Raw genomic sequence first — 26,630 nt, 5'->3', positions numbered from 1 at the left:
GCCGGTCCGGCACGTTCAACGCCGACCGTTTTGACCGCCGTCCCCGTCGGACCTAGTATGAGCGATCCCGATTCCACGGCCGGCCCCGAGACGGACGTCGACCCCGACGACCTCGAGCTGAGCGACGCCGAACAGGCGGCGCTACACGAACTCCAACTCGGGATCGAACACGTCCATCGCGCCTACGGCACCCTGCTCGAGTTCCACCACGAACTCGGCCACGCGATGGATCGAATGGACGACGCCGAGGACCGGCTGCGCGAGGCCGGCCACGAGGAGTGGGCCGACGCCCTCCGGGACGAGCATCTCCCCGCGGGCGCGATCAGCGACGAGTGGACCTTCGAACTCGTCGAGGAGTTCTCGGGGGAGTTCCTCGAGGCAGTCGACGGCTTCGAGGACGAGGTCAGAACGGAGTTGGCCGACGGGATCGATCACGTGACCGAGCGCCGGCAGAAGCGGCAGTTGCGCGAGCGCGCCGACGACGGTGACGGCGAATAAGACCTACAGGTCGTCGATGATCTCGTCGGCGAACGTCGCCAGTGCGGCCTCGCGGTCGTCGTTTTGAATCCCGATAATCGCGTGATCGAGGCCGTACGTCTCGAGCCGGCGGAAGTAGTCCCGGAACCACTCGATACCGGCCCGAAAGCCCAAGTGGAGCGGCTCGGGGTCGGCCGTTCGGTCGTCGGCCAGTTCGACCCGAACAGCGATCGCGAAGGGCTTGTCGCCGGCGGCCGCGCGCCACTCGGCAAGATAACTCTCGAGGGTCGATTCGGGGAGGTGATAGAACAGCCAGCCGTCGCCGTGGTCGGCGATCCACTCCTGGGACTGGCGGGCGTTGCCGGTCGGCAACAGCGGGATCGTCTCGGTCGTCGGCTTCGGGACGACGTCGAGATCGCCCTCGAGCCGGCCCCACCGGCCCTCGAGTTCGGGGAACTCCTCACGCCAGACCGCCCGGAGGGCGTCGACGGACTCGCGAAACAGCGCGCCACGCTCCTCGCGGTCGACGTCGAAGGCGGGGTACTCGGGGTCGCGGTCGCCGGAGGCGACCCCGAGGACGAGCCGGCCGTCCGACAGCCGGTCGACCGTCGCGGCCGATTTCGCGACGTGGAGCGGATGCCGGAGCGTGAGAACGACGCTCGAAGTCCCGAGCGCGATATCGTCGGTCCGGGCCGCGACATGGGTGAGCCACGGCCAGGTGTCGAACGTCTGACCGGCGTCACCGAACTTCGGCCAGTAGGTCGGCACGTCGCGAGCCCAGAGGCCGTCGAAGCCGACGGCTTCGGCGTATCTCGCGAGTTCGACTTCGGCCTCGATGTCGGGCGTCGATCGGTTCGCGCCGGTCAGGGGAAAGCCGGCACCGAAGGTCAAGCCGTCCGGTTCGAACAGCCGTCGATACCCAGCGTTTTCGTGTCCGTCGGCGGGCATTCGATCGTGCTATCGGGCCGAGCGATATGACGGTGGCGTTGTCCGGTATCGTTGCCGGCATCGGTTGGCAGCCCTCGGCGATGATCGGGTAACGGGAACCGACCGCCGGGAGCGTCGCCACTCGAGGCCGGTAAAAAAGACAGAATTGAGAGTCGCGACCGAGTCGGCGAGCAGCCGATCAGTCGTCGGCGGGCGTCGCGCCGCCCTCGTCGCTCTGGGCCTGTTCTTTCGTCCAGGAGAGCTTGCCGCCGGCCGCGAGGATCGCGCGTTCGCGCTCGGAAGCGTCGAGCGTCGCGGTGTACTCCTCACCGTTGACGCGGACGGTGAACTCCTCCTGTCCGGAGGTGACGGCGTCGTAGACGTCGTCGACGATCTCGACCTCGTCGCCCTGGTCGATGTCGGCGTAGGTGTCCTCGTCGATCGTCAGCGGGACGATCCCGAAGTTGAAGAGGTTCGCGCGGTGGATGCGTGCGAAGCTCTGTGCGAGGACGGCCTCGATGCCGAGGTACATCGGACACATCGCGGCGTGCTCTCGCGAGGAGCCCTGCCCGTAGTTCTCGCCGGCGACGAGGACGCCGCCGTCGGCCTCACGGGCGCGCTCGGCGAACGTGTCGTCGACACGGGAGAGGGTGAACTCGGAGAGCTTGTCGATGTTCGACCGGTACATCAGGATGTCCTGGGTCGCAGGAATGATGTGGTCGGTCGTGATGTTGTCCTCCATCTTGAGGAGGGCCTCGCCCGCGATGTCGGCGTCGAGCTGGTCCTTCAGCGGGACGTCGCCGATGTTCGGGCCCTTGACGAGTTCGTCGTCGGGGGCTTCCTCGGGCGTGATGAGGTCCGTCTTCGAGCCGTCGTACTCGTCGGGCAGCTCGATGCCGGGTGCCTCGAGGTCGCCCTCTTCCTCGGCGAGGTCGCGCGGATCGATGATTTCGCCCTTGATCGCCGCGGCGGCGGCGACCTCCGGCGAGCAGAGGAAGACGTTGTCGTCTTCGATACCCGAGCGGCCCTCGAAGTTGCGGTTGAAGGTCCGCAGCGAGACCGAATCCGAGGAGGGGACGTGGCCGATGCCGATACAGGCACCACACGTCGCCTCGGAGAAGTTGACGCCGGCGGCCATCATCTCCGCGACCCAGCCCTCGCGGGCGAGCATCTCGGAGGCCTGCTTGGAGCCGGGCGCGACGATCATCTCGGTCGTGGAGTTGACCTCGCGGCCCTCGAGCATCTTCGCGGCCGGGAGGACGTCCTCGTAGCCGCCGTTGGTACAGGAGCCAACGATGACCTGTTCGACGGACTGGCCGGCGACCTCACGGACCGGCACGACCTTGTCCGGCATCGAGGGCTGGGCGATCAGCGGCTCGAGGTCGGAGAGGTCGACGACGATCTCGTCGTCGTACTCGGCGTCGTCGTCGGGCTGGAGTCGCTCGTACTCGTCGCCGCGGTTGAGACGCTCGAGGTAGTCTTCGGTCTGCTCGTCGGTCGGGAAGATCGACGAGGTTGCGCCCAGTTCCGTGCCCATGTTGGTGATGGTCATCCGCTCAGGCGCGGTCAGCGACTCGACGCCGGGGCCGGTGTACTCGAGGATCTTGCCGACGCCGCCTTTGACCGTCAGGCGACGGAGCAGTTCCAAGATGACGTCTTTCGCGGTGGCCCACTCGGGGAGTTCGCCCTCGAGGCGGACGTTGACGACTTCGGGCATCTCGATGTAGTAGGGAGCGCCACCCATGGCGACGGTGACGTCGATCCCGCCAGCGCCGATGGCGAGTTCGCCGAGGCCGCCGGGGGTCGGCGTGTGGCTGTCCGAACCCAGCAGGGTCTTGCCGGGGGCCGCGAAGTTCTCGCGGTGGACGTTGTGGCAGATGCCGTTGCCGGGTCGAGAGAAGTAAGCGCCGTATTTGCCGGCCGCAGAACGCAGGAAACGGTGGTCGTCGGTGTTCTTAAAGTCGAACTGATAAGTCTGGTGGTCGCAGTACTGCGCGGCGATTTCGGTCTGGACTTCGTCCAGTCCCATCGCTTCGAACTGGAGCCAGACCATCGTTCCGGTCGTGTCCTGGGTAAGTACCTGGTCGATCTCGATCCCGATCTCCTCGCCGGTCTCGAGTTCGCCCTCGACGAGGTGGTCGTCGAGAATCTTTTCGGTGAGAGTCTGTCCCATAGCACCCAAAAGTCGGCCGTCCGTCCTGATAAATCCAGCGTGTTTCTACCGATGTAGGGCCCAATACCACCTCCCGAATCGGAACGCGATCCGTAAATATTGCCGGTCGGCTGCCCGTTCGTTGAACGCAGTTTCACCAGGACCAGATGCTCCGGCAAGGGGCACGCGACGACGGTCCGGCCGGCACGAACCGGTGGATGGGATCGTGACGGACTGGGTCGCGGCGTGACGGATGCTACCGCACCGTCGGGTCACCGCGAACGGATACGCTTTTCTCGCCGCCGCGGCGTCGAACCAACACGATGTTCCGTTCCGGTGCGTTCGTCGCCGACCACGTTTCGCCGACGACCGACGAGCAGGTCCAGCCCAACGGGGTTGACCTGACCGCCGACGTCGTCTTCGAGCAGTTAGAACCGGGCCGCATCACCCGGGACGGCAAGGAGATCGGCGACCGGATCGCCCGCCCGCTCGAGGAACTCGAGGAGGCCGATCCCGACACCTATTACCTGCCGAAGGGGGCCTACGTCGTCCGGTACGGCGAGCGGATCGCGATCCCGGAGGGCCACATCGGCTTCGTCTACCCCCGGTCGTCGCTCATGCGCAACTCCTGTATGCTCAACACGGCCGTCTGGGACGCCGGCTACGAGGGCCGCGGCGAGGGCCTGTTGCAGGTCCACCACGACATCGAACTCGAGCGCGGGGCGCGGATCGCCCAACTGGTCTTTGCCAGGGCCGACCACGAGGACGTCTACGAGGGGAGCTATCAGGGCGAAAACCTCGAGTGACCGCGGCCGTTTTTGCCGTTCCCCTCGTAGCCGCTCGTACCGATGATGGCGACCACGCACGTGTTCACCGGGCTTGCGGTCGTCGCCCCCGTCGCGTACCACGTTCCCGAGTTCGGGACGGCGCTCGCGCTCGGGGCGATCCTCGGCGGACTGGCTCCCGATCTCGACCTCGCGTTCGCGCATCGGCGGACGTTTCACTTTCCGGTCGCCGGGCTCGCGGCCGCCGTCCCCGCCCTCGCCGTCGCGGCCGTCGCTCCGGCGAGCGCGACGCTTGCGGTCGCCGCGTTCGCGGTCACGGCCTGGCTTCACGCCGCCAGTGACTCGATCGGCGGCGGGCCGGAGATGGACCCGTGGAACGACCGCTCCGACCGCGCGGTCTACGATCACGTGCGCGGCCGCTGGCTCCGGCCGCGGCGCTGGATCCGCTACGACGGCGCGCCGGAAGACGCCGTTCTCGGCGTCGCACTCGCGGTTCCGGCCCTGCTCGTCTTCGAGGGATGGCTCCGCACCGCCGCCGCTGGCGGCCTCGCGGTGTCGCTGCTGTACGCGCTCTGTCGGCGACGGCTGGTCGCGTGGACGCCCGACTGGCTCGAGTGACCGCGGACACGACAGCCGTCGCGACAGTCCGGCGATCCGAAGTCGGAACGCTGATACGCCCGCTGTTCGAGCGATGCCGTATGATCGACGTTCTCGCAGCCAGAACACTTCATCTCGTCTTCGCGGCCCTCTGGGCCGGCAGCGTCTGTTTCGTCGCCGCCGTCGTCTTGCCGCTGGCACGCGACGGCGCGTTCAACACGACCCACCCGCTCGAGGTGATCTCGGGGAAGCTGACCACCGTCTCGCGCGTGAGTTCGCTCGTCCTCTTTCTCTCGGGCGGGCATCTGGCGGGACGGATCTACACCAGCGACACGCTCTTTGGCTCGACGAACGGCCACCTCGTCCTCTCGATGGTCGCGCTCTGGCTGGCGCTGACCGCCCTCGTCGAGATCGGGACGAAGCGACTCGAGACCGGCCTCACCGGCAAGAAGATCCGCGAGCCGGCCCGCGACGCCCTGCCCGTTTTCCGTGCGGCGGCGATCGCAGCCGTCGGCCTGCTGGTGGTTGCGGGGCTGCTGTCGGGCAACGTCGCTAGCTTCCTGTAGCGGCGACTGACGATCGGTTTCCGTCGGAACATCTTCGCAACGAACGTTCTTGCGAAAGATACTTAGTCAGTTACTGTAAGGTACTCGCTAATGATCAGGGGTAAGGACATGGCACTATCACTGCTTGCGGTCGGGACGGCCGCCGTCGCCGGCTACGTACTCAGTTCGGACCGGTCGGCGACCGGCGCCTCGCGATCGAAAGCCGACCTCGGCGCACGGGTCATCGGGCCGGACGAGGTCCCCGACGACGTCACGGTCGTCGACGCCTCGGCGGAACGGCTTGGCCGAATTCCCGGCGCGCGACAGGCGCTCGATCGCGCAGTCCGCAACGGCGCACATGAGGAGTGGGAACATGTCACGCTCGAGCGCGACGGCGCGTGGTCGGTCGTCGACCGGATCCGCCAGTCGCTGCCGTACTACGACGCCGACGATCACGGGTACAACGGGGTCTACGTTCGGTACAACGACCGCATCGTCGTCCTCGATGCGATCGGCTGGGCGCGCCTCGAGGAACCGATCGCGTAGGTTGCTCCCTCGACCCATGGTATCTCGCCACAACATTAATGACCAACGGCACCAACCGTTGGCCAGACCGTGTCCCGAGCCGGCCAGCACGTCGTTTTCGTCGGTAATCCGACGCCGCCGTGTGACCTCGACGCCGCCTTCGACGTGGTCACGGCGGGCGACCGGGCGACGGTCGTCGACTGCCTCGAGACGACGCGCGTCGACTGTGTGATCGTCGACGGGACCGGCAGCGACCGCGTCGAAACCGTCGCCACGGTCCGCGACGTTGCACCGACGGTGCCGATCATTTATACGACGGCGACGCCCGATGGGAGCGCCGCGGCCGCGGCGACGCGAGCCGGCGCGACGGAGTACGTCGTCCGGACGGGCGACCCATCCCTCATCGATCGCATCGAGGCCCTCTCGACCGGCGGGGGAGACAGCCCGATCCGACCGGCCACGGTCGACGCCGCGACCGAATCGCCCGCTTCGGCCGACGTGGGAACCGACCTCACCGCGCGGACGGAAACGGCTGACGGGCAGGCCCCACCGGTCGGGCCTGCGGAGCGCGACGCGATCCTCGGTCGGTTCGACGACGCCGTCATCGTCGTCGATTCGGATCGGCGATTCGTCCACGTCAACGATGCCTTCGCCGATCTCGTGGGTGCTGACCGAGAGGGTCTCGTCGGGCGTTCGGCGGCGTCGATCATCGACGAAGCTGCGTACCGTGACTGGATGGCCGCAGTCGGATCACCGACCCCTGGCGAAACGGTCGAAACCGAACTCCGGCGAGTCGACGGCGGAGTCGTCCACGTCGAGGCCAACGTCACGCCGCTTTCGGCGGCCGGTCCGGAGGATATCGCGTTCGTCTGTGTCGTCCGCGACGTGACCGAACGCCGCCGCCGTACGGACGTCGTCACCGGGTTGCTCGAGACGACCCGCTCGCTGTTTGCCTGTGAGTCACGCGCCGACGTCTCGGAGGTCGTCGTCGAGGCCGCCGAACGCGTCCTCGGGTTCGATCTCGCCACGGTCCGGCTTCACGACGCCGAGACCGACGATCTCGTCCTGACGGCCGTCTCGGAGGCAAGCGGCGATGGAATCCGAAAGCGAACGCGAGTCGGCCTCGGCGAGGGGCCGATGGGAGAGGCGTTTCGCCGGGGCGAACCGGTCCTCATCGAGGACCTCCGGACTAACTCACCACACGAGTACGAACGGTTGCAGGCCGGCATGTGCGTCCCGCTCGGGGACCACGGGTTGCTCAACGTCGGGTCGCCGGTCGTCGACGCGTTCGACGACCAACACGTCCAGCTCGCGCGGCTGCTGACCGCCAGCGCGGCCGCCGCCTTAGAACGGGCCGAACGCGGCGAGGAGTTGCTGCGCCACGAGCAGATCCTCGAGACTGTCGAGGGGATGGTGTACGCCATCGACGGCGACGCTCGCCTGACGCTCGTGACCGACCCGCTCGCCGAGCGGTTGGGCTACGATCGCGACGAACTCGTCGGCGAGCCCGTATCCCGCATCTTCGCCGACGAGTCCTACGACCGCGCGGTCGACCACATCGAGGACCTGCTCTCGGACGCCGACTGTGATAGCGGGGCCTTCGAAGCCACCTACACGACCGCCGACGGGGACCGGTTCCCGGTCGAGATCGAGTGTTCGCTGTTGCCCCACGACGGCGACGACGACGAGTTCCACGGCACCGTCAGCGTCGTCAGGGACATCACCAAGCGCAAGGAACGCGAACAGTACCTGCAGGTCCTCAATCGCGTCCTCCGGCACAACCTCCGGAACGACCTCACCGTCGTCATCGGCTACGCCGAACTCCTCCGCGAACGGCTCGACGACCCGGACCTCGTGGCCGCGGCCGACACGCTCAGAGAGACCGCGGCCGACCTCGCGGGTACCAGCGAGAAGACCCGTGCCATCCAGTACGCGCTCGATCGCGACGGTGACCTCGAGCCGATCGACGTCGCCGCGACCGTCACGGAGACCGTCGAGGGGCTCGACACCGACGGCGCGACCGTCTCCGTCTCGGCGGCCGACGACCCCTCGGCCTGGGCCGACCCCGGGCTGGGACTGGTCGTCGAGAACCTCGTCGAAAACGCCATCCGACACGGGGGTCCGGAGCCGACCGTCGACATCGCCGTGGCACGCGAGGACTGTCGGGTCCGGCTGGCGGTCGCCGACGACGGGCCCGGCATCCCGCCCGCCGAGATCGACGTCGTCACCGGCGAGAGCGACATCACGCAGTTGACCCACAGCAGCGGGCTCGGCCTCTGGCTGGTCCGGTGGATGGTCGACAGCTACGGCGGCAGCGTCTCCTTTAGCGAGTCGGCCCTGGGCGGCAGCCGGGTCGAGATCGCGCTCGAGCCCGCGCCGTCGGCCGACGGGGATTGATCCCGACGCGCCCGCGGACCCGGAACCGCAACCCCTACCACACCGGCCGGCCGACCCCTATCCATGCAACTGGGCGTAATCGGACTCGGCCGAATGGGACAGATCGTCGTCGACCGAACCCTCGCGGCGGGCCACGACGTGGTCGCCTTCGACCTCGACGAGGAAGCCGTCGCGACGGCCGCCGACGCGGGCGCGACCCCCGCCGACTCCATCGACGACCTCCTCGAGCGGCTGGGCGCGGACAAGCGCATCTGGCTGATGGTCCCCGCCGGCGAGGCGGTCGACGTCACCCTCGAGGAACTCGCGCCCCACCTCGACGGCGACGACGTCGTGGTCGACGGCGGCAACTCCTACTTCGAGGACTCGGTGCGCCGCGCGGAGTCCTGCCCCGCGGCCTACCTCGACTGTGGCACCTCCGGCGGCCCCGCCGGTGCGGAACTGGGCTTTTCCCTGATGGTCGGCGGCCCCCAGTGGGCCTACGACGAACTCGAGCCGGTCTTCGACGCCGTCGCGACGGGCCCGGACGGCCACGGCCGGATGGGGCCCGCCGGCTCCGGCCACTACGTCAAGATGATCCACAACGGCGTCGAGTACGCCCTGATGCAGGCCTACGGCGAGGGGTTCGAACTGCTCCACGAGGGCCGGTACGACCTCGACCTCGAATCGGTCGCGTCGGTCTGGAACAACGGCGCGGTGATCCGCTCGTGGCTGCTGGAACTCTGCGAGGAGGCCTTCCGCGAGGAGGGCAGCGATCTCGGCACCGTCGCCGACCGCGTCGAGGGCGGCTCGACCGGCACCTGGACCGTCCAGGAGGCCCTCGAGCAGGAGGTCCCGCTGCCGCTGATCTACACCGCCCTCTCCGAGCGGTTCGGCTCGCGGGCCGACGACGGCCGGTTCTCGCGCCGGCTCGCAAACCGCCTGCGATACGGCTTCGGTCGCCACGAGGTTCCCCGGCGGGAGTGACACTCGAGTCGGCGATGCCACGACCGGGGCACCGCGAGCGGGGCCGTCGCACCGCCGCACACGTGTCTGGCCATCTGACTATCGTTTCGTCCAGAACGGATCGGCTGCAATAGTGGGATATTTTCTTTACCGACGGCCACCCAGCAGGAGTGATGCAATCGCTCGAGACGACAGCCGTTTCTCTCAGTGAAGGCGAGCAGCTCAGTATGGCCGTCATCGACCTCGTCTCCCGACTCGAGGATGCCGATCCAACGGCGCTCGAACCGCTCTACGACGCGATCGATCCCGACCTGCTGGACTCGCTACCCGACGCCGCGGGCTTCGAGAGTCTTGTGTTCGACTATCACGGCTATTCGATCAGGGCCACGGCCGACGACGAGGGAGTTCGAGTCGCGCTCGAGGACTCGGCCGCGCCCGAACGCGGGCGGTGAGCGGATCGAAACGGGACTGGGTATAGTTTTCCTAGCGGGAGCTTCGCTCGAGGGCGCGTCGCGCAGTGGACGGAGCCCTTGGTTCCGGACCAAGAGGTCAGGGGTGAATCATCTCGACGAGAAGGGGTGTCGCCAAGGCGACAGCGCCAGCGTTTCGTATATCAGTGTGTCATAGAATCCGTGTCATGCTCAACAGCTAGTGATTATACAGTAGTCAACTCACTTGTAATCCTCTGAGCTTCGTCAGTCGGAGATTTTAATTAGCGCTCTTGTGTAGCACATTGTTGATTTCAGAGAGTGGCTTTAACGGCGTGTTTGAGCGCTTCTCGTCCGGGTTTGCGGTAGAGTTCTCGTCTGAGTTGGAACGCTCGGAGATACTGTGTGAGACGATCTTTTGAGATGCCTCGATGCGGCGAGAGCCACCGTCGCGCCAGCGACGCGTGGCTCTCGCAGGTGTTCACGTGGACTGCGTCATCGGCGTACTCACCGTCTCCGTGAACGACGTATTCGCGGTCGAATTGCTCGTCTTCTTCAAGCGGATCGTACGCGCTAAATCCGTCGGTATAGACGGTGAGAGGCTCCTGCTGGCGCTCAGCCAGCAGGAGCCGGATCGTCGATTCGTCTGCGGATTTCGCCGGCACAACGTACCGCTGCTCGGTGCTACGATCCACGAGGACGAACACGGGCGGTTTGTCCTGGTCATATGTTCCGCGCCCGCGTCGAGAGAGGCCGCGAGAGCGCGACCAGCGGTCGCGCTCGCGGCCTTTCAAGCCGGCAGAGACGTAGAACTCGTCAATTTCGACCGGGCCACGGAGATCGAGTGACGGCACGTCAAGCGCTTCGGCGAAGCGCTCGACACGCCTGTGGATCGTTTTGTAGGTGACCTCGATTTCGCACTGTAACTGCCTGAGACTCGTGTTAAACCGCAAAAACGCGTAGATCGAAAACAGCCACTTGCGGAGCGCAATCTTCGAGTGAGCGAAGATCGTGCCGGTCTTATCGTTGAACGTGCGGCCGCAATCCTTACAGAGATACCGCTGAAAGTGCCCGTAGCTGCCGTTTCTGACCGTTCGGTCAGAACGGCAGCGAGGACAGGAAACGCCGTCACGCCAGCGAACCTGTTGGAGCAGGTCCGCTGCGACCGATTCCGACCCAAACACATCTAGCGGAATCATCCGTGTCGGACACCGCTGACGCGGTGTCCTTGTCCTCTTCGACTCGACAGCGGCAGCTCACCAGTATCAACAATCTCCTACAGAAGAGCGTTAATTAGGGACGATATTGTGAATAGTTGTCAGTGACATTATGGTATAACACGCCCGTAATGTGTTAATCAACAAGCGCAAGAAGTGTGAATCCTGCCATCATTGTCACAAATAAAAAGAGACCCATTACTAGGGTCTGACCTAGTTCAGATGATGTAAAGTGGATGCCCAAAACGGTACCAATTACCACACCGAGAACGGCTAAAAACGGTGCAGCCACGATGGGAGCCCATTTGTTGTTCCATGCATCCCAGTTAGTTGTGAACACCCTAGATTTCAATAATTTCCTCATTTTGGAAATAATATGGGCTACACGATAATACTTCTTGGGGGGATACGCAGGCGCACGTATAGTGAGTTAGAATTTCACATAATAGATACTTCCATTACCTGCACCTATTTCCGGATGAGATGATATAGCCGTCGTGTGGCCAGCCTGTTTCATCGTGTTTCTGGAGTCTGTTAAGGGAAATGTGGTTGAACCACTATTCATCTCAATTGTATTCGGTGAGAAAATAGTTGAGAGGGCACTGTCTAGTTGAGTCAGTTTGAGAAGTGAGCAGGTCGTTGAGTAACTTGCCGAGAGATGCTCGCAGACCTGCTCAGTGAGAGTTATGACGGGGATTTAGAAGAATCTTGGGAGAACGAGCGGACGGCGACGCCCGTCAGGGCGTTCGCCGTCCGTCTCCATCAGACTGGTTGTTCGCTTCGAGAGACAACAACGATTCTGGCTGAATTAGGCGTTGAACGCTCTCATGGTGCTGTCTAGAATTGGGTTCATCGGCTAGCTGACAGCGGCTGCGACCCGCCTGAGGCGCAGCCAAAGCGGGTCGCGGTTGACGAGACCGCTGTCAAGATAAACGGCGAGTGGTCTTGGTTGTACGCTGCAATAGACACCGAGACAAAACTGATTCTTGACGTCGCGTTATTTGGTCGGCATGACACTGATCCGGCGGCTGCATTTCTGCAGCGACTGGACGAGAAACACGATCTCTCCGAGGCTGAGTTTCTCGTCGATCAGTTCGGCTATCGGACTGCCCTCTCTCGAGTAGGATTGAGCGGTCGGGTCAACTATACCGACCGAAACCTCATCGAAAAGTGGTTTCACACACTCAAAATACTGATCGACCGCTTCCATACTTCGTGGGTGGGAAGTCGGTCGAACGTCCGCGGGTGGCTTGAACAGTTCATGCATTACTACAACCGTCAGAGACCGCATCAAGCTCTCGACGGAAAGACGCCGGCCGAGGAGGTGCTGAACTAGACAGTGCCGTTTCCTATATATGTAGAATTAACATCCCTTCTGGTTCGGGATTATTAGTATGTGGAAATTATTTGGGGAGGGGATTCTGCCATAATTTCCCACATGATTCGGTGATTGGGCAGAATGCTTAGTGATTGCAGGTTAGGAGTACGCCGAATTGGGCAGAATGCTTAGTGATTGCAGGTTAGGAGTACGCCGATGTTCAAATATTCAGCTATCTCGTGTGGTCACGTCGCCGAAGGCACCGAGACCGTCCATACTACTGGCTGTGAGAATACAGTTCCATCAACCAGTACCGGTGGTACCATCACGTTAGGGCCTAAATCGAATACGTAGTACCAGTGCATCTCCCCCGATTCACGATCGAGGGCGCTAATTGTTACCTCAGTGGGTGCGAATTCGGGTCTCTGAGCGGAAGTACGACCGTTGCAGTTTTAACGCAGATCCCTAGGTGGCCAACTGGAGCATCACGACGCCATCGTTCTGTTCGAGTTACAGAGTACAGAACAGGGTCGACTAACTAAATACTACGCCTCACGCGTTTTGAACATTCCCAGTGGAAGAAACTTTCCAAACAGAAGCTTGAGCATCAAAAGCAGCCAAGCAGCATAAAATACGCTAACGACTATGACTCTCTCTGGAGTTTGTGGACTGTAGTCACTATACGGAAGAACCGTCATCAGAACACCGGTCAGTAGCATCGCACCGGCTAATGCTACAAGTATTTTACCCATAACTATCACGAAGTCTTTCGGATCTCTCCAGCCGATATCTTCCCAAGTCATCATCCGTTCTAGTTTAGCAGAGTGTACCGTCGTCTGATTAGATATCGTTGTAACTACCAGTCAGAGAAATCCGGTGGATAGTGTGACTTACTCCCCACCGGATTCAGTGATTGTTGATCGGATTCAAAGAGCGTTTCCCTCCGATGAGTTGCGCGAGCGCGCTCGCGCAACGAATCTCGTCGAGCGTGAACGGAAATTCGACGCTGTTGCGCTGTTCTACACGCTTTCACTTGGCTTCGCTGCTGGGTCAGACCGATCTGTACAGGCTTTTCTCGAACGATTCGTCGAAATGTCCGACTGCGATGAACTCTCCTATGCAACCTTCCACGGGTGGTTCTCTCCACCGTTCGTTGCACTCCTTCGAGAGATTCTCGATGATGCCATCGAGAATCTCGATACCAGAAATGCCGACCTTAGCGGACGTCTCGAACGCTTTCGAGACGTCCTCATTGCCGATGGGAGCATTGTTTCTCTCTATCAAGACGCCGCGGATGTGTACGCTGCGACCGGTGACGATCAGGCCGGTCTGAAACTTCACCTAACAGAATCACTCTCAACTGGCCTTCCAACACGGTACCGAACAACTGACGCTAAAACCCAAGAACGGAGCCAGCTACCCACCGGCGAGTGGGTAGCTGGCGCACTTGTCTTGCTCGATCTCGGTTTCTACGACTTCTGGTTGTTCGACCGCATCGACCAGAATAACGGCTGGTTCGTCTCCCGTGTGAAAGACGACGCAAACTTCGAGATCGTCGAAGAGCTCCGGACGTGGCGGGGGAACAGTATCCCGCTCGAAGGAGAGTCGCTGCAGGACGTCCTTGACGACCTGCAGCGACAGGAAATCGATGTTCGCATCACCCTCTCGTTCGAGCGAAAGCGAGGGTCGTGCACCAGCACGACCCGAACGTTCCGACTGGTCGGTGTTTGGAACGAGGATACTGAAGAGTACCATCTCTATTTGACAAATCTCTCGAAAGACGACTATAGTGCGCCCGATATCGCACAGCTCTATCGGGCGCGCTGGGAAATAGAATTATTGTTCAAAGAACTGAAATCACGCTTCGGACTTGACGAAATCAACACGACCGATCCGTACATCATCGAAGCTCTGGTCATCATGGCCGCAATCTCACTGCTGATGAGCCGTGTTATCGTCGATGAACTCCGGAAACTGGACGTGAAACAACGGGAAAGCGCCGACGACGCCACAGCGTCGTCGCCGCAACTTCCTCGTCGACGATGTTCTCACGCTGTCGAACGCCATTCACACCTGATTCAGTTGTACGTGATGCTCGATTTAGGGTACGAACTTCCGGATTTAGATGAGTTGTTGCTGTGGGCTTCACGTGATCCAAATCCGCATCGACCGCGGTTACGTGAGCAGGTTGAGTCAGGCGAGTTCTGGTAACGAACTCGCCTGACGACCGGGGAAGCACCTGTGTCGATAGCGGCAGCGCTGGAACGGCGACGCACTCACGGCTGTGAGTGCGCCGCCTCGAAGGTATCACACAACAAATCAGCGACTGCCTGCTCCAGCGAACCCAGTCTCCTGAGCTAATCCGCCTCAATTCGGTATAGTCTCCGCTGAGATCCTGCTTCACTCCGTCACTAAACTAGAACAGATGCCCAAGTCATAGATCAAATTTCTACCCGCACCATATTAATATTTGAGGTCCCTATCTAGTTAGCGTAGTTTGAGGAACGAGAAGGTCGTAGAATGAGTTTGGAATGTTGCTCGCAGGCCTGCTTAACGAGAGCTACGCAGCGGAATTTGATCTCGATTAGATTTGGGTGGTCAGCTCAGTCCTGTCGACCAAAGCCATATCAAAAAGTGGTTTCACACGCTCAAAAACCCCATGTTGAAAACCTTTAGTGCATCCCGAAATGGGGAGGTCTACTATCTCCGGGATGATGTTGACGTCTTAGACCGGGATTTCGTCACCTAACTCGTCGGCCAAATCACTCATGATATCTATGGCCGCATCTGCCGTACAACCAGCCACATTGGTACAGCCGATGTCTGCCAGGGCAGTTGCGATCGGTACGGCAGGGAACCCGAGGCACACGAAGAGGATACAGACGGCAAGAAGCGGCCCTGTAGCAGTAGCAGCGGCACAGGGCAGGCAGCTGCTTGCCTCGATGACACAGAAGACAACGTCATCTTGGTCGCAGGATGCCTGCGCCCCAACTTCTCGAGACCCCCCTGAGAAGGACTCGGTTTGTCGGTCGGTGACCTCTAACTCAACTTTAGCAGCAGGCAAGCCGTTATTTTCCGTTGCGATCTGTGCCTCAGCCCTCTCAACAGGTTCCGCCTGAATGCGATCATATCGATGATCTTCGCTGTCGACATGAGTGATCGTGACTTCGCCAGTTTCCGACTGGACTGCCACATCCGTATTCTCACGATCGAGTTCTTCTGTATCGATGGAATGGAGGAATTTCTCAGCCTCTTCATCGGTTGCACTCCGGATCAGAGACGTTTCATCGTCCGTTACCCTCAGCCGTGCTTCAGTTCCTTCAACCCAGTCAGAGTCCACACCGCGAACCCATTCGTCGAAATAGAAACTTGCGGCGTCTGTCTCTCCTTGTGCGCGAGTAAGAGCCGTCCCGTGATTTGCAGGAATAGCGACAACACCTTCTTGCCCCCGAGTACGCGGGCGTCTTCCGAACGGAATTTGAGGTCAGGGATTTCTTTTTTGAGCTTCTCTATCCTATCCGATTCCAGCAACTGATCAATATCGATGGATGCTTCTTCTGGCGTTGCACCAACCGAGGCTGTCATCCCAAGGAGGGATGCAGTCCCAGCAGCCGCAGCATTTCGTAGGACCTTACGTCTGTTTAGGTTACGATCTTCTATCATCGTACCAACAACCAATAATCGCATTGAATATAAATATTCTAATTAGTTAATAGAATAATAATCTTTATTAAGTTAATATAATAAACCCTTCATACACTGTGATGATCGTGTTTCCCGAGTGCTGTCTGGTTTAGCAGCGCTACTGGTGTCGTACCGTCGTTTCTTGTCTATCTGCATCCCTCGATAAGCGATTAGTTCCTCAAATTAGACCAGGATAGAACCCCAGAGGCCCGAAATCGAAAATAAGCCGAATCCGTTCATACGAGCCCTGACGAACGAAATCCGTTACCTATCCATCGCTGTCCCGCTGCCGATTCTGCTCGAGCGCCCCGGGCACCGGACCTCGAAACGCCGTCGTGAGCGAGCTACTACGAGACACCCTCGGTGCATCGCCGTCGTGGGCCGCCGGGTCGTAGGGGATCGCCATCTCCGGGCCGAACAGCAGGAGGCCGACGTGGCTGGCCTCGGCTCTGATCTCTCGAACGTGCCGGCAGGCCTCGGACCGAGCGTCGGTATCCATAGTCGGAGTGGTTTCCGTTCCGGCTTGAATGTCGCCGAGCAACGACCGCGTGAGTCGGTCGATCGCCTCGAGGCGCTCGCGGACGGTGCCGTCCGTCAGTTCGGCATCGGGCGTGGATGGGGTCGATACGTCGGATCGGTCGGGACCTTCATGGTCCCGTGAATTGTCGTCGGACATGGCTTCCGTAGCTTGATACGGGAGCTGTCGCGGCCCGGTGCCCTGACACCGGGCCTCCCACGTTCTGCCGACCTGATTAGCGACAGAGCGCGTTTCCCGTAAAATACTGTCTCTATTAGAGCTGCATAAAACTAACCACTAATAGATGACTCTTGGATTGTTTATCAGTGATTTGATACCGTTCGACCGATAGGCGTAAGAAGCCATTCGGGTACAATTAGACGATGCGAAAACCCGGTGATTGGATGCAGTTACCGACTGACGAGCGGGTTCTCGAAGTACTCCACTCGTCAGGACTCATCCTCTCGCCAGCTGTCATAGGAAAGAACATCGACAAGAGTCGCGAACAGGTCAATCGCCGTCTCTCTGTCCTCGTCGAGTACGGACTCGTCACTCGAGTCGAGCGCGGCTACTACGAAATCGCTACGCCCGGCGTGCGGTATCTCGAGGGGGAACTCGATGCCGACGATCTCGAATCCGATAGCGAATAGATCCGGCGCTCACTGCGGTCGTTAGGGAGTAGCGGGGGCGGAATCACCGCCGTCGTGCGCGAAGGGACTGATGATGAGGTCGTCGTAGGGAAAGACCGGCCGCTTCGACTGGCCGTCGTCGTCGAACCGGATGATCCCCAGCGCCTCGAGGGTCGTCAACTCCTCGTGGACGTTCTTTACGTCGCGACCGACGACCCGGGCCGTCTCGCGGATGCTATCGGGGTGTTCGTCGCGGATCACGCGAAGCAGCGTGTACGTTCGCTCGTTGAACACGTCGCTTAGCTGTCGCTCGTTCGCGAACGTTACCGTCGCCGGTCGGTCGACGGACTCGCCGCCCCGCAGCGTTCGAATCGCCTCGAGGCCCTCCTCGTACAGTCCGTCGCCGTCCCCGATCGTGACCAGGAGTACGTTTGTGGTGGGCATGATGTGTCACCTGCCGTGGTCGTAGACGTGTGATCGGCAGTCCGTGTCGAGATCGTCGTCGGTCGAAGCCGTCCGCTATATCGTTAGTTCGGGAACCAACGCGGAAAGAGTACTGATTGAGGAGATCACCGAGCGGCCGCTCGAAGCGATCACACCGGCTCCCGAAGCGCCCAGCTATCCGCGAGCGGTTCGAGCCGATGCGGCTCGGTCCCGCGCTCGGCGAGAATCCCCGCGTGGAACAGCATCGTCTTCAGTTGGAAGACGGTCGGCGAGTGGTAGATCGACCCGTCCTCGAGCGGCGCTCGCCGGAGGTCGCCGTCGTCGGTCAGGACCCGGCCGCGGACGCCGTCGTCGCCGCGGACGAACAGCTCGACGGTGAAGGAGGGGTGGAGTTCGTGGAGATATTCGACGACGTCGACCAGCGACGGGTCGGCGATCCCGTCCTCGTACATGTGCTGGAGTTCCCGGACGAGCAGGCCCGTCGCCTCGTAGTCGAAGAGGACCCGCCGGACGAGCCGGCCCCACGCCGGCGCGAGGTCGACGAACCGTTTCCGCGATCGGTACCAGTCCGCGAACTCCGAAAGCGCCGCCTCGACCGACCCGCTGTGACTCTTCGCGAACCGGACGACTTCCTCGCCCAGCGGGGTCAGGGAATCGCCCTCGAGGCCCGGCCGGTCCTCGATCAGGCCCAGGAACGCGGCCCCGCGTCGCGCGTCATCGACGGCCCCGACGATGTCGTATTCCGACAGCAGCGTCGCCGTCTCACCGGCCGCGTAGTGGGCCAGCGGATACCCCAGGTAGTTCTTCGGATGGTTCAGCCCGAAGGAGGCGTCGGCGACCCCCTGGACACTCGCCTGGAACCGCAGGGCCGTCGCCTCGGTCGTCGTCCGGTTGCCGACGACGCGGGGGACCTCGAGGGGCTCGACAGAGCCCGCGCTGTCGACGCCGAGGACGCCGACGTTCAGTTCGGTCGCGAGCGTGCGATCGGTCTCGGCGATCGCGTCGATCGGCGCGGCGAGATACGCCGCGTTCGCCTCGCCGAGCCGGTCGTAGGCCTGGACGATCCCCCGCTCGGTGTCGACGCCGCCGCTGGTCTCGCCTTTCGCCTCGATGGCGATCAGGGGCGGCTCGTCGCCGACCCGCTCGACCGCCAGCAGCTCGGGCTCGAGGGTACGCACTCCCACGAGATCGGGGTAGCCGCTACCGAGTTGGACGTGGTTGAACGGGGCCAGCCGCTCGCGGATCGCGGGCGCGACCGGGCGGCCAGGGAGCCACTCCTCGCTGGCGAACTGGGTGTCGGCGACTGCGTAGGCGGCCGACTCGTCGTCGGCGGGAAAGAGTCGCCGTTTGGCGTGGGCGAGGACCCGCGGTTCCGAGAGCGGCCGGGCCGCACTGCTCATGGCTCAGGATTGCCCAGCGGTTTCAAGAAGGTTCCGGCGGCCGTTACCGATCGAGCAGGTCTTCGACGAATCGGAAGCCGTCGACGAACGCGACCGAGTCGCCGTAGCCCTCGCTCTCGAGGACGGTTTCGATTCCCTCGCCGGCAGCGATATCCGTCGTATACACGTAGACCTGTGTCGCTGCCCCGGATCCGAGTACCTGCGCGGCGAGCCCGCCGAGCGCCGCATCCGCCCGCTCCACCTCGTCTTCGGGTCGGCCGTCGGCGCTCGCGATGTACCGCTGGACGCCGTCCATCGTTCGGGAGACGACCGGCATCGAATAGTCGAGCGGCTGCGCGATACGTAGCCACCCCTCGTCGATCGCAGTATCGACCGGCAACGGCTTGCTCGAGTCGGGTATTTCGCTCGCCGTCAGTTCCTCGTAGACCCGCTGGGGAACGACGACCGGACGGTCGGCGCCGTTGAAGAACGTTCGGACCCGCCGATACCGCTCGTTCGATGGCGACCCGATCGTGACGACGAATCCCGTATCGGCGATATGAACGGTCGTCACGCGTCGTCGGTGAAATCAGTCGCGTCGTCCGCGGCGACATCGGCGAGCGACGCGCCGGACGAGTCGAGATCGAAGTGATCCTGTACGACCGGACGGAGCGCCTGCAAGATGGCCTCGGCTTCGATCGGTGAGCAATCGAGGTCCCGTGCCATCAGACGATGGGTCGTGTCACCGCGTTCTCGATCGACGGCGTACGAGAGCGCGATCGCGAGCCCGCCGACGCCGTGGCGATCGATATAGGCGTCGATGTCGTCGTCGGTCGCGCGACGGCCGACGGCATCGATCAATGCGGGTGTGATGGTGTATTCGGTCCCGGAACTGGTGAGCGTGAGATCGACATCGACCGCCGCGTACCGGTGGGGCTGATCGGTCGTCGTCGGCTCGATCAACCCGGCTTCTTCGAGGCGGTTTACGTCTGCATAGGCCGTCCCCTGCGGGAGGTCGAGCGCGTCCATGAGTTCGCTGACGGACATCTCGTCCGTTCGCGAAAGCGCCGCGTAGAGCCGGGCGAGTCGAGGTTCCTCGAGGAGATCGGCGACCGAGAGGAAGGCACCGACGACGTCATCAGTTCCGTGATCGGTAGTACGGGACATGCGAGTATCTGATTACAAATTACAGCAAAAGAGTAATAGGTGTTTCGGGGCGGGAAGTCGCCCGAACCGGCCGGAGACATCGACTCCCCGGACCGAGACCGCAACCGAACCTCGAGGTTCGATTGCGATGCCGACGAGGACGACCTCGTCGGTGGCGCCTCGAGTCCGACCCGCACTCGAGCCGGCGGGAACAAGCGTTAGTAGCGTCGGGTCCCCAGATGGGGTATGAGCGAGGCCACGCTCGTCTACGACGACGACTGCGGGTTCTGTACGTGGTGGGCCGACTTCTTCGACGACCGGGCGGATCTCCGGATCGTCGGCTTCAGTGATCTCTCAGAGGACCTGCTGGCTCGGCTGCCCGAGGACTATGAGGAATGTTCGCACATGGTCACCGACGAGGGGGTCTACTCCTGTGGGGCCTCGATCGAGGAGGCGTTCAGGCGGACGGAACTGGTCGAGCCCGCCGGCGACGCCGTTGGGTTCCTCCGGCAGTTCGAGGACTACGAACGGTTTCGGGAGCGCGCCTACCGGTGGGTCGCCGACAACCGCGGCCGATGGGGACGGTACCTCTCGAAGACCCCACCGGCGCGACGGAAGTCGGACGACGGCTAGCTCGAGTCACGCCGGCCGGGGCTCGTGACCCCGTACGGCCTCGAGCGAGAGCGACCGTCAGGAATCGCCGTACCGAAACCGCAACACGCTGCCGGCGACCGCCACGACGAGCCCCGCCGTGGCCAACAGCCCCAGCCCCGGCGCGTACGAGCCGGTGCGGTCGTACAGCGTCCCGACGAGTACCGGGCCGAGGAAGCCGCCGATCTCGCCGACAGCGAAGATGAACCCGACCGCGGTGCCGGTCAGGCGCGCGCCGATCCCCTCGAGTTCCGGCGGGATCGCCCGGATGAGCGGCGAGAGCCCGCCGAAGCCGAACCCGGTGACGAGGACGCTCCCGAGCAGGGCGAGTCCGAGCCCGCTCGAGAGGATCCCCGAAATCCCGAGCGCGGCGATCAGCCCGCAGCCGATCAGGGCGGAACGGCGGACGCCGAGCCGGTCGGCGACCGCCGGGACGGCCACCACGCCGACGACGTTCGCGGCCACCAGCAGGCTCGTCGTCCGGCCGGCCCGATCGGCCGAGTAACCTCGGGCCTCGAGCAGCGTCGGGAGCCAGCTCTGGGTACCGTGGGCGATCAGCAGGTACATCGTCCCGACGACGACCACCAGCTGCAGTTCGCGGTGGGTCAGCACGAGTTTCAGGTCGCGAGCGATCGCCGCAGGAGAGAGCGAGGAGTCCGCGTCGTCGGCGTCGTTGGCCGCTCGATTGCGGGCGTCGATCCCCAGTCGGTGCGCGACGCCGAGCCACAGCAGGCCGTACGCGATCGCGACGACGCCACTCCAGAAGAAGAGGGGCCGCCAGCCACCCAGCAGCGGGCCGAAAACGGGCCGGCCGACGGCGAAGACGCTCGCGGTCCCCGTCGACGCGCCGACCAGATAGATCGAGGACGGGAGGCCGGTTTCGTCGGGCGGGAACAGCACCGAGACGAGCTTCGGGAGCCCGAAGGTGATCGCGGTCGCGCCGACACCGATCAGGAGGGTCGCGGCGAGCAGGGAGGGGAAGCCGGCCGCGAAGCTGCGAGCGACCTGTGCGAACCCGTAGATCAACACGCCCGCAGCGAGGCTCCGGCCCGGCCCGATCCGGTCGACGACGACGCCCGAAAACAGCGCGATCGGGATGTAGGTCAACGGGACCGCCCCGGCGACGGCGCCGGCCTGGGTCCCTGAGAGCCCGAGATCGTCGATGATCGTCGAGAGATAGGCCGGCAGCGAGAACCAGACGAACATCAGACAGGTATAGCCCAGCGTTCCGACGACGACGGCCGCGTACGCGCGGCGACGGTCCATCCGTCCAGTCATCCGGCCGTGGATCGGTTACGGCGATCCCTGTAGTTTGTCCTCCCGGTACGTCTCCCCGGCATCGACTCCCCGGCTCAGTCCGCGAGCAGCGAGCGCTCGGCGTTGCCGACGATCAGCAGGGTGCCGATCACGACCGCGACGGTCGTCACCAGCGGGTTCACGAGCCCGAGAACCGCCGGTGGGATCGCGAGAGCGTTATAGACGAACGCGAGCCCGAGGTTCTGCCTGATCCGATCGCGGGCGGCCCGGGCCAGCGCGAAGGCGCGCTCGACCGCCGCGAGGTCGTCGTCGGCGATGGCGACGTCGGCCGCGTCGGCGGCCAGCGCCGTCCCGCTGCCCAGCGAGATACCCAGATCGGCCGCGGCCAGCGCGGGCGCGTCGTTGGTTCCGTCGCCGACCATCGCCACGCGGCCGTCGGCCCGGAGCCGATCGATCGCCGCCGTCTTCCCGTCGGGCGAAACGCCGGCGAAGACGTGATCGACGCCCGGATGCGCCGCGAAGGCGTCGGCGGCCGTCCCGTCGTCGCCGGTCAGGACCACGACCTCGACGCCGGACTCGGAGAGCGCCGTCACCGTCTCCTCCCACCCCTCACGCGGTTCGTCGCCGACGATCACGAGCCCCTCTGCATCCCCGTCCCGGCCGACGACGACCGGGAGCCGTCCCGCTTCCCGCGCTCGTTCGATCCGCTTCTCGAGCCCGTCCTCGAGCGTCCAGCCTCGCTCCCGGAACAGGTCCGGGTGGCCGACCAGTATCCGCCGGCCGTCGACGGTCCCCTCGACGCCGGTCGCGTGGGTGTGAAAGTCCCGGACCTCGAGGTCGCTCGCGGCGGCCGAGCCCCCGTCGGCCCGGGCCGCGCCGTCGGCCTCGCCAGTTGTCTCGCTCCCGTCGCCGAAGGCCGCCGCGATCGCCGCCGCGGCCGGGTGGGCCGCCCGCCGCTCGAGGGCGGCGGCGGCCGCGAGCAGGTCGTCGGGGGCGTCGGCTTCGCGGACGGACATCTCGCCGGTCGTCAGCGTCCCGGTCTTGTCGAAGACAACGACGTCGATCGCACGCAGACGCTCGAAGACCGTCTCGTCGAAGACGACGATGCCGCGCTCGAGGGCCGCTTCCAGACTCGTCGCGACGGAGTAGGGTGTCGCGAAGCCGAGCGCCCACGGGCAGGCGACCATGAGCGTCATGAGCGCCGCGAGCGCGGTCGCGGTCGTGCCGGCACCGGTGAGAGCGGCCCCGACGCCGACGAGGGCGGCGACCGCGAGGACGGCGGGGACGAGTCGGGCGGCGAGTTCGTCGGCCTGCCGGGTGACGCCGTGGTCGGCGCTCTGGACGTTCCAGACGACCCGGGTGAGTCGCTCGATGCTACTGGTGGTCCGCTCGCCGACGTCGACGACCGCCGCGTCGGTCGTGACGACCGAGCCACCGACCACCTCGTCGCCGGCTTCCTTCGGGACCGGGAGCGACTCGCCGGTGACGACGGCCTCGTCGACGGTACACTCGCCTTCGGCCAGCCGGCCGTCGACCGGGATCCGCTCGCCCTCACGGACGAGCAGGCGGTCGCCGGACTCAAGGTCGGCGACCGGGATTTCGGTCGTGGAGCCGTCTTCGGCGTACAGCCGGGCAGTGTCGACCTGCGAGACGGTAAGGTCGGTCAGCCGGTCGGTCGCACGGCGCTTGACGGTCGACTCGTAGTAGGTCGCGCCCATTACGAGCGAAGCGACGACGATGGTCAGATCGAAGTAGACGTCGGTCCGACCGAGGGCGGCGGTGGTCGAGGCGTACGTGTACGCGGCCAGAATCGTCAGCGCCGCGAGCAGGTCCGTCGTCGGCCGCCGAAGCTTCAGACTGACGTACGCGCCCCGGAGGACGGGCCCGCCGGTCAGGTAGACGATCGCGCCGGTCAGGACGACAAAGAGCGGGAGATAGAGGGAGCCGCTAAAGCCGGTGAACGACCCCTCGAAGTGGGCGATCGCGCCCCAGTCGGTAAACGCGGTCAGGTACATCGGATAGAAGACCGCCACGAACGGCAACAGCAGGAAGGAACCGAAGACGACGCCGACGACGTACCGCATTTCGAGCATATCGTCGGCGCGGCGCTTCCGGAGCCCGTCCATCTCCCGGGAGCGGCGGGTGCCACCGGTATCCTCGTCAGCGCTTGCGTCCTCGCGCCGGTAGGCGGTGTAGCCAAGCGTACTCAGCGCGTCCTCGAGGGCGTCCGCGCCGATCCGATCAGGGTCGTGATCGACCCGGACTGTCTCGGTGACGTAGCTCGCCTCGGCATCGCGGACGCCGTCGCGGCCCTCGGCGACGGACTCGAGGTAGGCCTCGCAACTGGCCGAATGCATGCCGTCGACCCGGAAGAAGGTCCGGACGGTCCCGTCGGTCTCCGCCGTCGTGTCCGGGCTCGAGTCGGCCGGCCGGTCCGTCGAACGGGGGCCGTCGTCGCCGGTTCCGTACTCGGCGGCGATATCGCGACAGCCGCTCGAGCAGAAGTCGTCGGCGGCCCGCTCACCGGCCCCCGAGAGCGGCGTGCCGCAGAGCCGACAGCGGTCGGTTCCGTCGCCAGTCGCGTCTCGATCGCTCACGCTAGGCGATGTGGGTTCGACGGCAATAACAGTGGCCGATCCGACCGTCGCTCATCGCCGCTCGACGACGGTCCCCTCGTCGCCGACCGCGACCGCCCGCCGTCCGTCGGGCGCGACCGCGACGGCGATCAGCGACTCGAGCGGGCCCGTATCGACCGCGTCCCAGTCGGCCCCGCCGCGCTCGTAGATGATGCCGTCAGCGTCGCAGGCGATCGCCTCCCCCTCCCGACGGGCCAGCCCACAGATCGCTTCCTCGCTGACCCGTTCCGGCGTCCACGTCGACCCGCCGTAGCGGTGGACGACGCCGTCGTCCGCGCTCACCAGACAGTCGCCGCGGCCGAGTGTCGCGACGGCCTCGAGCGTGCCGCCGGCGCCGACGGGGCCGACGCGGTCGAACGACGCCCCGCCGTCGGCCGTCTCGAAGACCGCGTCGTTCGTATCACAGCAGTAGCCGACCGCGGAGTCGGCCAGCGCCACCCCGCTCAGGCTCGAGCCGCTGCCGGGGGTGACGGGCTCGTCCCACCCGATCGTCCCGTCGCGGTATCGTCCGCGGAGGACGGCTCCGGAGCCATCGATCAGCAGAACCGTCTCGTCGCCGCTTCGGCCGGCGACGGCGACTCCCAGCCAGTTGTTCGTGATCTCGAGCGGGGCCGTGTAATCGGTGTGCAGTCCCGTCTCGGGCTCGAGTCGGCCCACCGCGCCGCTGTCACCGGCGATCCAGACCGCCGCGCCGTCGGCCGTCGCGTCGACCCCCTGTAACTCCTCGCCCTGCGCGGCCGGCCCGTCCGCGAGCGCGACCGACCACTCGGTGTCGCCGCCGGTGGCCGAGAGGACGACCCCGTCCTCGCCGACCGCGTGGGCCGCGCCGCCGTCGGTCACGCAGACGTCCCGCAGCGTCGCCTCGGTGGGAACGTCGACGGGCCGCCACTCCCGGACGTGGGGCCGCCTGGTCTCGCTGGCGGCGTCGGTCCCGGATGCTCCGCCGCTGGTATCGACATCGGGACGGTCGTCGTCCGAGCCGAGAGCGACGCCGTCGTGTCCGTCGCGGTCCGCGGATTCGGCCGCCACATCCGGGCGCTCGAGCGCCGTGTCACCGGTCGCCGCTCGATCGGCGGTCGTCGCCGCGCGGTCTCGAGCGGCCGACGGTTCGCTCGCCCGGTCGGTCGCGGCATCCCGTCCCGCGGACGGCCGCCACAGGTACAGGGCGATCGGCGGGACGACATAGGACGCCAACGCGAGGGCGATGAACGCGCGGTGATAGACCGACAGCGTCCCGAACGCCGTCAGTCCGGCTGCCGCGACCGCGTGGATCCAGGTCTTCGTGTACTCGCGAAAGAACGGGAGGAAGCCGTCGCTCGAGCGTTCGTCGTGGGTGGCCATCAGTTCCGTGACTGTCGTCTTGCCTACCGGACTGGGGAGCAAAAACGTGCTGCAGGCAGTCCCCTCGGTCCCATCGACCGGAAATGAGAGCCCGTCGGGGTGGGCGACAGAGACTCACGATTCCGTCTCGAGCGAGACGGTGAGGACGCCGTTGTTGTAGAACGCGTGGCGATCGGCTCCGAACTCGAGGCCGGGCGGGAGCGGCGTGACGGTGCGTTCGAGGGTTTGGTCGTCAGTCGTGGTGGTCTCGTCGCCGAGGTGGCCGTCGGTTCCGGCGCGGTCGACCGCGAATCGGAGGCGACGCGAGCCGACCTCGACGGTCACGTCGTCCATCGCTGCGGGGGCGACGTCGACGGCGGCGCGGAGTCGCTCGGCCGACGCCTCGTAGACGACCTGCGTGGGGAACGGGAACGACGCCGGTTCGGCGGAGCCGTTGGCGGACATGGCTCCACGTTCCGACGGCGGTGGGAAACCGTCCGGCGTGTACAGTTGCGCGCTTGATACCGTTGCACCACGGCCTTCGGAACAACGTGCGGTGGCGCGCGCTGTCGGTCGCCCGAACGATAGTGAGGGCGGCCGATGACACTGCGCGAGGGATGAGAGACGGAACGAAGTGACCGAACGAATCGGCTGGGG

25 protein-coding genes and 2 pseudogenes are annotated in these 26,630 nt (G+C 64.4%); 12 read left to right on the top strand and 15 right to left on the bottom strand.

Going from position 1 to position 26,630, the window contains the following annotated elements; all coding sequences use genetic code 11:
• Positions 1–57: 57 nt before the first annotated feature.
• A complete protein-coding gene (locus NATPE_RS02525; protein WP_006180156.1) occupies positions 58–498 on the top strand; it encodes a hypothetical protein in 441 nt (146 codons plus the stop codon).
• 3 nt (positions 499–501) lie between these two features.
• Here NATPE_RS02525 and NATPE_RS02520 read toward each other — a convergent pair whose 3' ends face one another.
• Both NATPE_RS02520 and NATPE_RS02515 read right to left on the bottom strand, forming a co-directional pair.
• Complete coding sequence (locus NATPE_RS02520) at positions 502–1,425, bottom strand: LLM class oxidoreductase (RefSeq protein ID WP_006180157.1); 924 nt, start codon at positions 1,423–1,425, stop codon at positions 502–504.
• A 178-nt stretch (positions 1,426–1,603) separates the two neighbouring features.
• Positions 1,604–3,577, bottom strand: coding sequence for an aconitate hydratase (locus NATPE_RS02515; protein ID WP_006180158.1), 1,974 nt, complete (start codon positions 3,575–3,577; stop codon positions 1,604–1,606).
• Between the two features lie 299 nt (positions 3,578–3,876).
• On the opposite strand from NATPE_RS02515, the pseudogene NATPE_RS02510 reads away from it, so the two are divergent.
• The 7 genes and pseudogenes from NATPE_RS02510 to NATPE_RS02480 all read left to right on the top strand — a co-directional run.
• Positions 3,877–4,362, top strand: a pseudogene (locus NATPE_RS02510) (deoxyuridine 5'-triphosphate nucleotidohydrolase); the annotation flags it as partial.
• A 42-nt stretch (positions 4,363–4,404) separates the two neighbouring features.
• Complete coding sequence (locus NATPE_RS02505; protein WP_006180160.1) at positions 4,405–4,959, top strand: hypothetical protein; 555 nt, start codon at positions 4,405–4,407, stop codon at positions 4,957–4,959.
• 80 nt (positions 4,960–5,039) lie between these two features.
• Positions 5,040–5,504 carry a hypothetical protein gene (locus NATPE_RS02500; protein ID WP_015298716.1) on the top strand — a complete coding sequence of 155 codons (465 nt, stop codon included), beginning with the start codon at positions 5,040–5,042 and terminating at the stop codon, positions 5,502–5,504.
• Positions 5,505–5,594: 90 nt separating this feature from the next.
• Positions 5,595–6,029 (top strand): hypothetical protein, encoded by a 435-nt coding sequence (locus NATPE_RS02495; protein WP_015298715.1) that lies wholly within the window; start codon positions 5,595–5,597, stop codon positions 6,027–6,029.
• A 69-nt stretch (positions 6,030–6,098) separates the two neighbouring features.
• The gene (locus tag NATPE_RS02490; RefSeq protein WP_006180163.1) at positions 6,099–8,405 is read left to right on the top strand and encodes a sensor histidine kinase; all 2,307 of its coding nucleotides are present in this window, start codon (positions 6,099–6,101) and stop codon (positions 8,403–8,405) included.
• A gap of 63 nt (positions 8,406–8,468) precedes the next feature.
• Positions 8,469–9,368: a phosphogluconate dehydrogenase (NAD(+)-dependent, decarboxylating) gene (gene gnd / locus NATPE_RS02485; RefSeq protein ID WP_006180164.1), complete on the top strand. Its 900-nt coding sequence runs from the start codon at positions 8,469–8,471 to the stop codon at positions 9,366–9,368.
• Between the two features lie 152 nt (positions 9,369–9,520).
• A complete protein-coding gene (locus tag NATPE_RS02480) occupies positions 9,521–9,799 on the top strand; it encodes a HalOD1 output domain-containing protein (RefSeq protein ID WP_006180165.1) in 279 nt (92 codons plus the stop codon).
• A 290-nt stretch (positions 9,800–10,089) separates the two neighbouring features.
• Here the strand turns inward: NATPE_RS02480 and NATPE_RS02475 are convergent, their stop codons facing one another.
• Positions 10,090–10,974, bottom strand: coding sequence for an IS1595-like element ISNpe22 family transposase (locus NATPE_RS02475; RefSeq protein WP_006180166.1), 885 nt, complete (start codon positions 10,972–10,974; stop codon positions 10,090–10,092).
• 676 nt (positions 10,975–11,650) lie between these two features.
• Here NATPE_RS02475 and NATPE_RS20935 point away from each other — a divergent pair.
• Positions 11,651–12,328: pseudogene (locus tag NATPE_RS20935) on the top strand (IS6 family transposase).
• 527 nt (positions 12,329–12,855) lie between these two features.
• On the opposite strand, the gene NATPE_RS02460 reads toward NATPE_RS20935, so the two are convergent.
• Positions 12,856–13,113 carry a hypothetical protein gene (locus tag NATPE_RS02460; RefSeq protein ID WP_241432727.1) on the bottom strand — a complete coding sequence of 86 codons (258 nt, stop codon included), beginning with the start codon at positions 13,111–13,113 and terminating at the stop codon, positions 12,856–12,858.
• 73 nt (positions 13,114–13,186) lie between these two features.
• Here NATPE_RS02460 and NATPE_RS02455 point away from each other — a divergent pair, with 73 nt between their 5' ends.
• Positions 13,187–14,521, top strand: a complete 1,335-nt coding sequence (locus tag NATPE_RS02455; protein ID WP_012289608.1) for an IS4-like element ISH32 family transposase — start codon at positions 13,187–13,189, stop codon at positions 14,519–14,521.
• Positions 14,522–15,035: 514 nt separating this feature from the next.
• Here the strand turns inward: NATPE_RS02455 and NATPE_RS02450 are convergent.
• The 3 genes from NATPE_RS02450 to NATPE_RS02440 form a co-directional block, all read right to left on the bottom strand.
• Positions 15,036–15,650 carry a hypothetical protein gene (locus NATPE_RS02450; RefSeq protein ID WP_015298713.1) on the bottom strand — a complete coding sequence of 205 codons (615 nt, stop codon included), beginning with the start codon at positions 15,648–15,650 and terminating at the stop codon, positions 15,036–15,038.
• Entirely contained in the window at positions 15,611–15,973 is a 363-nt protein-coding gene (locus tag NATPE_RS02445) for a hypothetical protein (protein WP_241432728.1), read from the bottom strand. The genes NATPE_RS02450 and NATPE_RS02445 overlap by 40 nt, the downstream gene beginning before the upstream one ends.
• 289 nt (positions 15,974–16,262) lie before the next feature.
• Positions 16,263–16,670: a hypothetical protein gene (locus tag NATPE_RS02440; protein ID WP_006180171.1), complete on the bottom strand. Its 408-nt coding sequence runs from the start codon at positions 16,668–16,670 to the stop codon at positions 16,263–16,265.
• 224 nt (positions 16,671–16,894) lie between these two features.
• Here NATPE_RS02440 and NATPE_RS02435 point away from each other — a divergent pair, with 224 nt between their 5' ends.
• On the top strand, positions 16,895–17,161 hold the full coding sequence (locus tag NATPE_RS02435; RefSeq protein ID WP_172637283.1) for a helix-turn-helix domain-containing protein: 267 nt from the start codon (positions 16,895–16,897) through the stop codon (positions 17,159–17,161).
• Between the two features lie 21 nt (positions 17,162–17,182).
• On the opposite strand, the gene NATPE_RS02430 is transcribed toward NATPE_RS02435, so the two are convergent.
• The 4 genes from NATPE_RS02430 to NATPE_RS02415 all read right to left on the bottom strand — a co-directional run bounded on the left by NATPE_RS02430 (position 17,183) and on the right by NATPE_RS02415 (position 20,130).
• On the bottom strand, positions 17,183–17,584 hold the full coding sequence (locus NATPE_RS02430) for an HVO_A0114 family putative DNA-binding protein (protein WP_006180173.1): 402 nt from the start codon (positions 17,582–17,584) through the stop codon (positions 17,183–17,185).
• A 149-nt stretch (positions 17,585–17,733) separates the two neighbouring features.
• Entirely contained in the window at positions 17,734–18,984 is a 1,251-nt protein-coding gene (locus NATPE_RS02425) for a hypothetical protein (RefSeq protein WP_006180174.1), read from the bottom strand.
• A 43-nt stretch (positions 18,985–19,027) separates the two neighbouring features.
• Positions 19,028–19,537 (bottom strand): hypothetical protein, encoded by a 510-nt coding sequence (locus NATPE_RS02420; RefSeq protein WP_006180175.1) that lies wholly within the window; start codon positions 19,535–19,537, stop codon positions 19,028–19,030.
• A complete protein-coding gene (locus NATPE_RS02415) occupies positions 19,534–20,130 on the bottom strand; it encodes a DUF7437 domain-containing protein (protein ID WP_006180176.1) in 597 nt (198 codons plus the stop codon). The genes NATPE_RS02420 and NATPE_RS02415 overlap by 4 nt, the downstream gene beginning before the upstream one ends.
• A 225-nt stretch (positions 20,131–20,355) precedes the next feature.
• Between NATPE_RS02415 and NATPE_RS02410 the strand changes: the two genes are divergently transcribed.
• Entirely contained in the window at positions 20,356–20,742 is a 387-nt protein-coding gene (locus tag NATPE_RS02410; protein ID WP_006180177.1) for a thiol-disulfide oxidoreductase DCC family protein, read from the top strand.
• Positions 20,743–20,799: 57 nt separating this feature from the next.
• Here NATPE_RS02410 and NATPE_RS02405 read toward each other — a convergent pair whose 3' ends face one another.
• From NATPE_RS02405 to NATPE_RS02390, 4 genes are all read right to left on the bottom strand, one after another.
• Positions 20,800–22,038 (bottom strand): MFS transporter, encoded by a 1,239-nt coding sequence (locus NATPE_RS02405; protein ID WP_015298712.1) that lies wholly within the window; start codon positions 22,036–22,038, stop codon positions 20,800–20,802.
• A 74-nt stretch (positions 22,039–22,112) separates the two neighbouring features.
• Positions 22,113–24,614, bottom strand: coding sequence for a heavy metal translocating P-type ATPase (locus tag NATPE_RS02400; RefSeq protein ID WP_006180179.1), 2,502 nt, complete (start codon positions 24,612–24,614; stop codon positions 22,113–22,115).
• Between the two features lie 51 nt (positions 24,615–24,665).
• Positions 24,666–25,994: a hypothetical protein gene (locus NATPE_RS02395; protein ID WP_006180180.1), complete on the bottom strand. Its 1,329-nt coding sequence runs from the start codon at positions 25,992–25,994 to the stop codon at positions 24,666–24,668.
• 114 nt (positions 25,995–26,108) lie between these two features.
• Complete coding sequence (locus NATPE_RS02390) at positions 26,109–26,438, bottom strand: hypothetical protein (protein WP_006180181.1); 330 nt, start codon at positions 26,436–26,438, stop codon at positions 26,109–26,111.
• Positions 26,439–26,630 lie beyond the last annotated feature (192 nt).

The organism is Natrinema pellirubrum DSM 15624 (assembly GCF_000230735.2).
In the GTDB taxonomy this organism is placed as follows: domain Archaea; phylum Halobacteriota; class Halobacteria; order Halobacteriales; family Natrialbaceae; genus Natrinema; species Natrinema pellirubrum.
Note: the sequence above shows the minus strand (reverse complement) of the source record. Positions and strands in the feature narration are given on the sequence as shown.

What these genes read in the sequence shown, in the direction of transcription:
- NATPE_RS02395 (WP_006180180.1), bottom strand. Translation starts at nt 25,994, where the DNA reads ATGGCCACCCACGACGAACGCTCGAGCGACGGCTTCCTCCCGTTCTTT.
- NATPE_RS02440 (WP_006180171.1), bottom strand. Translation starts at nt 16,670, where the DNA reads ATGTCCGACGACAATTCACGGGACCATGAAGGTCCCGACCGATCCGAC.
- NATPE_RS02495 (WP_015298715.1), top strand. Translation starts at nt 5,595, where the DNA reads ATGATCAGGGGTAAGGACATGGCACTATCACTGCTTGCGGTCGGGACG.
- NATPE_RS02500 (WP_015298716.1), top strand. Translation starts at nt 5,040, where the DNA reads ATGATCGACGTTCTCGCAGCCAGAACACTTCATCTCGTCTTCGCGGCC.
- NATPE_RS02460 (WP_241432727.1), bottom strand. Translation starts at nt 13,113, where the DNA reads ATGACTTGGGAAGATATCGGCTGGAGAGATCCGAAAGACTTCGTGATA.
- NATPE_RS02475 (WP_006180166.1), bottom strand. Translation starts at nt 10,974, where the DNA reads ATGATTCCGCTAGATGTGTTTGGGTCGGAATCGGTCGCAGCGGACCTG.
- NATPE_RS02445 (WP_241432728.1), bottom strand. Translation starts at nt 15,973, where the DNA reads ATGATAGAAGATCGTAACCTAAACAGACGTAAGGTCCTACGAAATGCT.
- NATPE_RS02430 (WP_006180173.1), bottom strand. Translation starts at nt 17,584, where the DNA reads ATGCCCACCACAAACGTACTCCTGGTCACGATCGGGGACGGCGACGGA.
- NATPE_RS02520 (WP_006180157.1), bottom strand. Translation starts at nt 1,425, where the DNA reads ATGCCCGCCGACGGACACGAAAACGCTGGGTATCGACGGCTGTTCGAA.
- NATPE_RS02425 (WP_006180174.1), bottom strand. Translation starts at nt 18,984, where the DNA reads ATGAGCAGTGCGGCCCGGCCGCTCTCGGAACCGCGGGTCCTCGCCCAC.
- NATPE_RS02435 (WP_172637283.1), top strand. Translation starts at nt 16,895, where the DNA reads ATGCGAAAACCCGGTGATTGGATGCAGTTACCGACTGACGAGCGGGTT.
- NATPE_RS02525 (WP_006180156.1), top strand. Translation starts at nt 58, where the DNA reads ATGAGCGATCCCGATTCCACGGCCGGCCCCGAGACGGACGTCGACCCC.
- NATPE_RS02505 (WP_006180160.1), top strand. Translation starts at nt 4,405, where the DNA reads ATGATGGCGACCACGCACGTGTTCACCGGGCTTGCGGTCGTCGCCCCC.
- gnd (WP_006180164.1), top strand. Translation starts at nt 8,469, where the DNA reads ATGCAACTGGGCGTAATCGGACTCGGCCGAATGGGACAGATCGTCGTC.
- NATPE_RS02405 (WP_015298712.1), bottom strand. Translation starts at nt 22,038, where the DNA reads ATGACTGGACGGATGGACCGTCGCCGCGCGTACGCGGCCGTCGTCGTC.
- NATPE_RS02415 (WP_006180176.1), bottom strand. Translation starts at nt 20,130, where the DNA reads ATGTCCCGTACTACCGATCACGGAACTGATGACGTCGTCGGTGCCTTC.
- NATPE_RS02480 (WP_006180165.1), top strand. Translation starts at nt 9,521, where the DNA reads ATGCAATCGCTCGAGACGACAGCCGTTTCTCTCAGTGAAGGCGAGCAG.
- NATPE_RS02390 (WP_006180181.1), bottom strand. Translation starts at nt 26,438, where the DNA reads ATGTCCGCCAACGGCTCCGCCGAACCGGCGTCGTTCCCGTTCCCCACG.
- NATPE_RS02410 (WP_006180177.1), top strand. Translation starts at nt 20,356, where the DNA reads ATGAGCGAGGCCACGCTCGTCTACGACGACGACTGCGGGTTCTGTACG.
- NATPE_RS02515 (WP_006180158.1), bottom strand. Translation starts at nt 3,577, where the DNA reads ATGGGACAGACTCTCACCGAAAAGATTCTCGACGACCACCTCGTCGAG.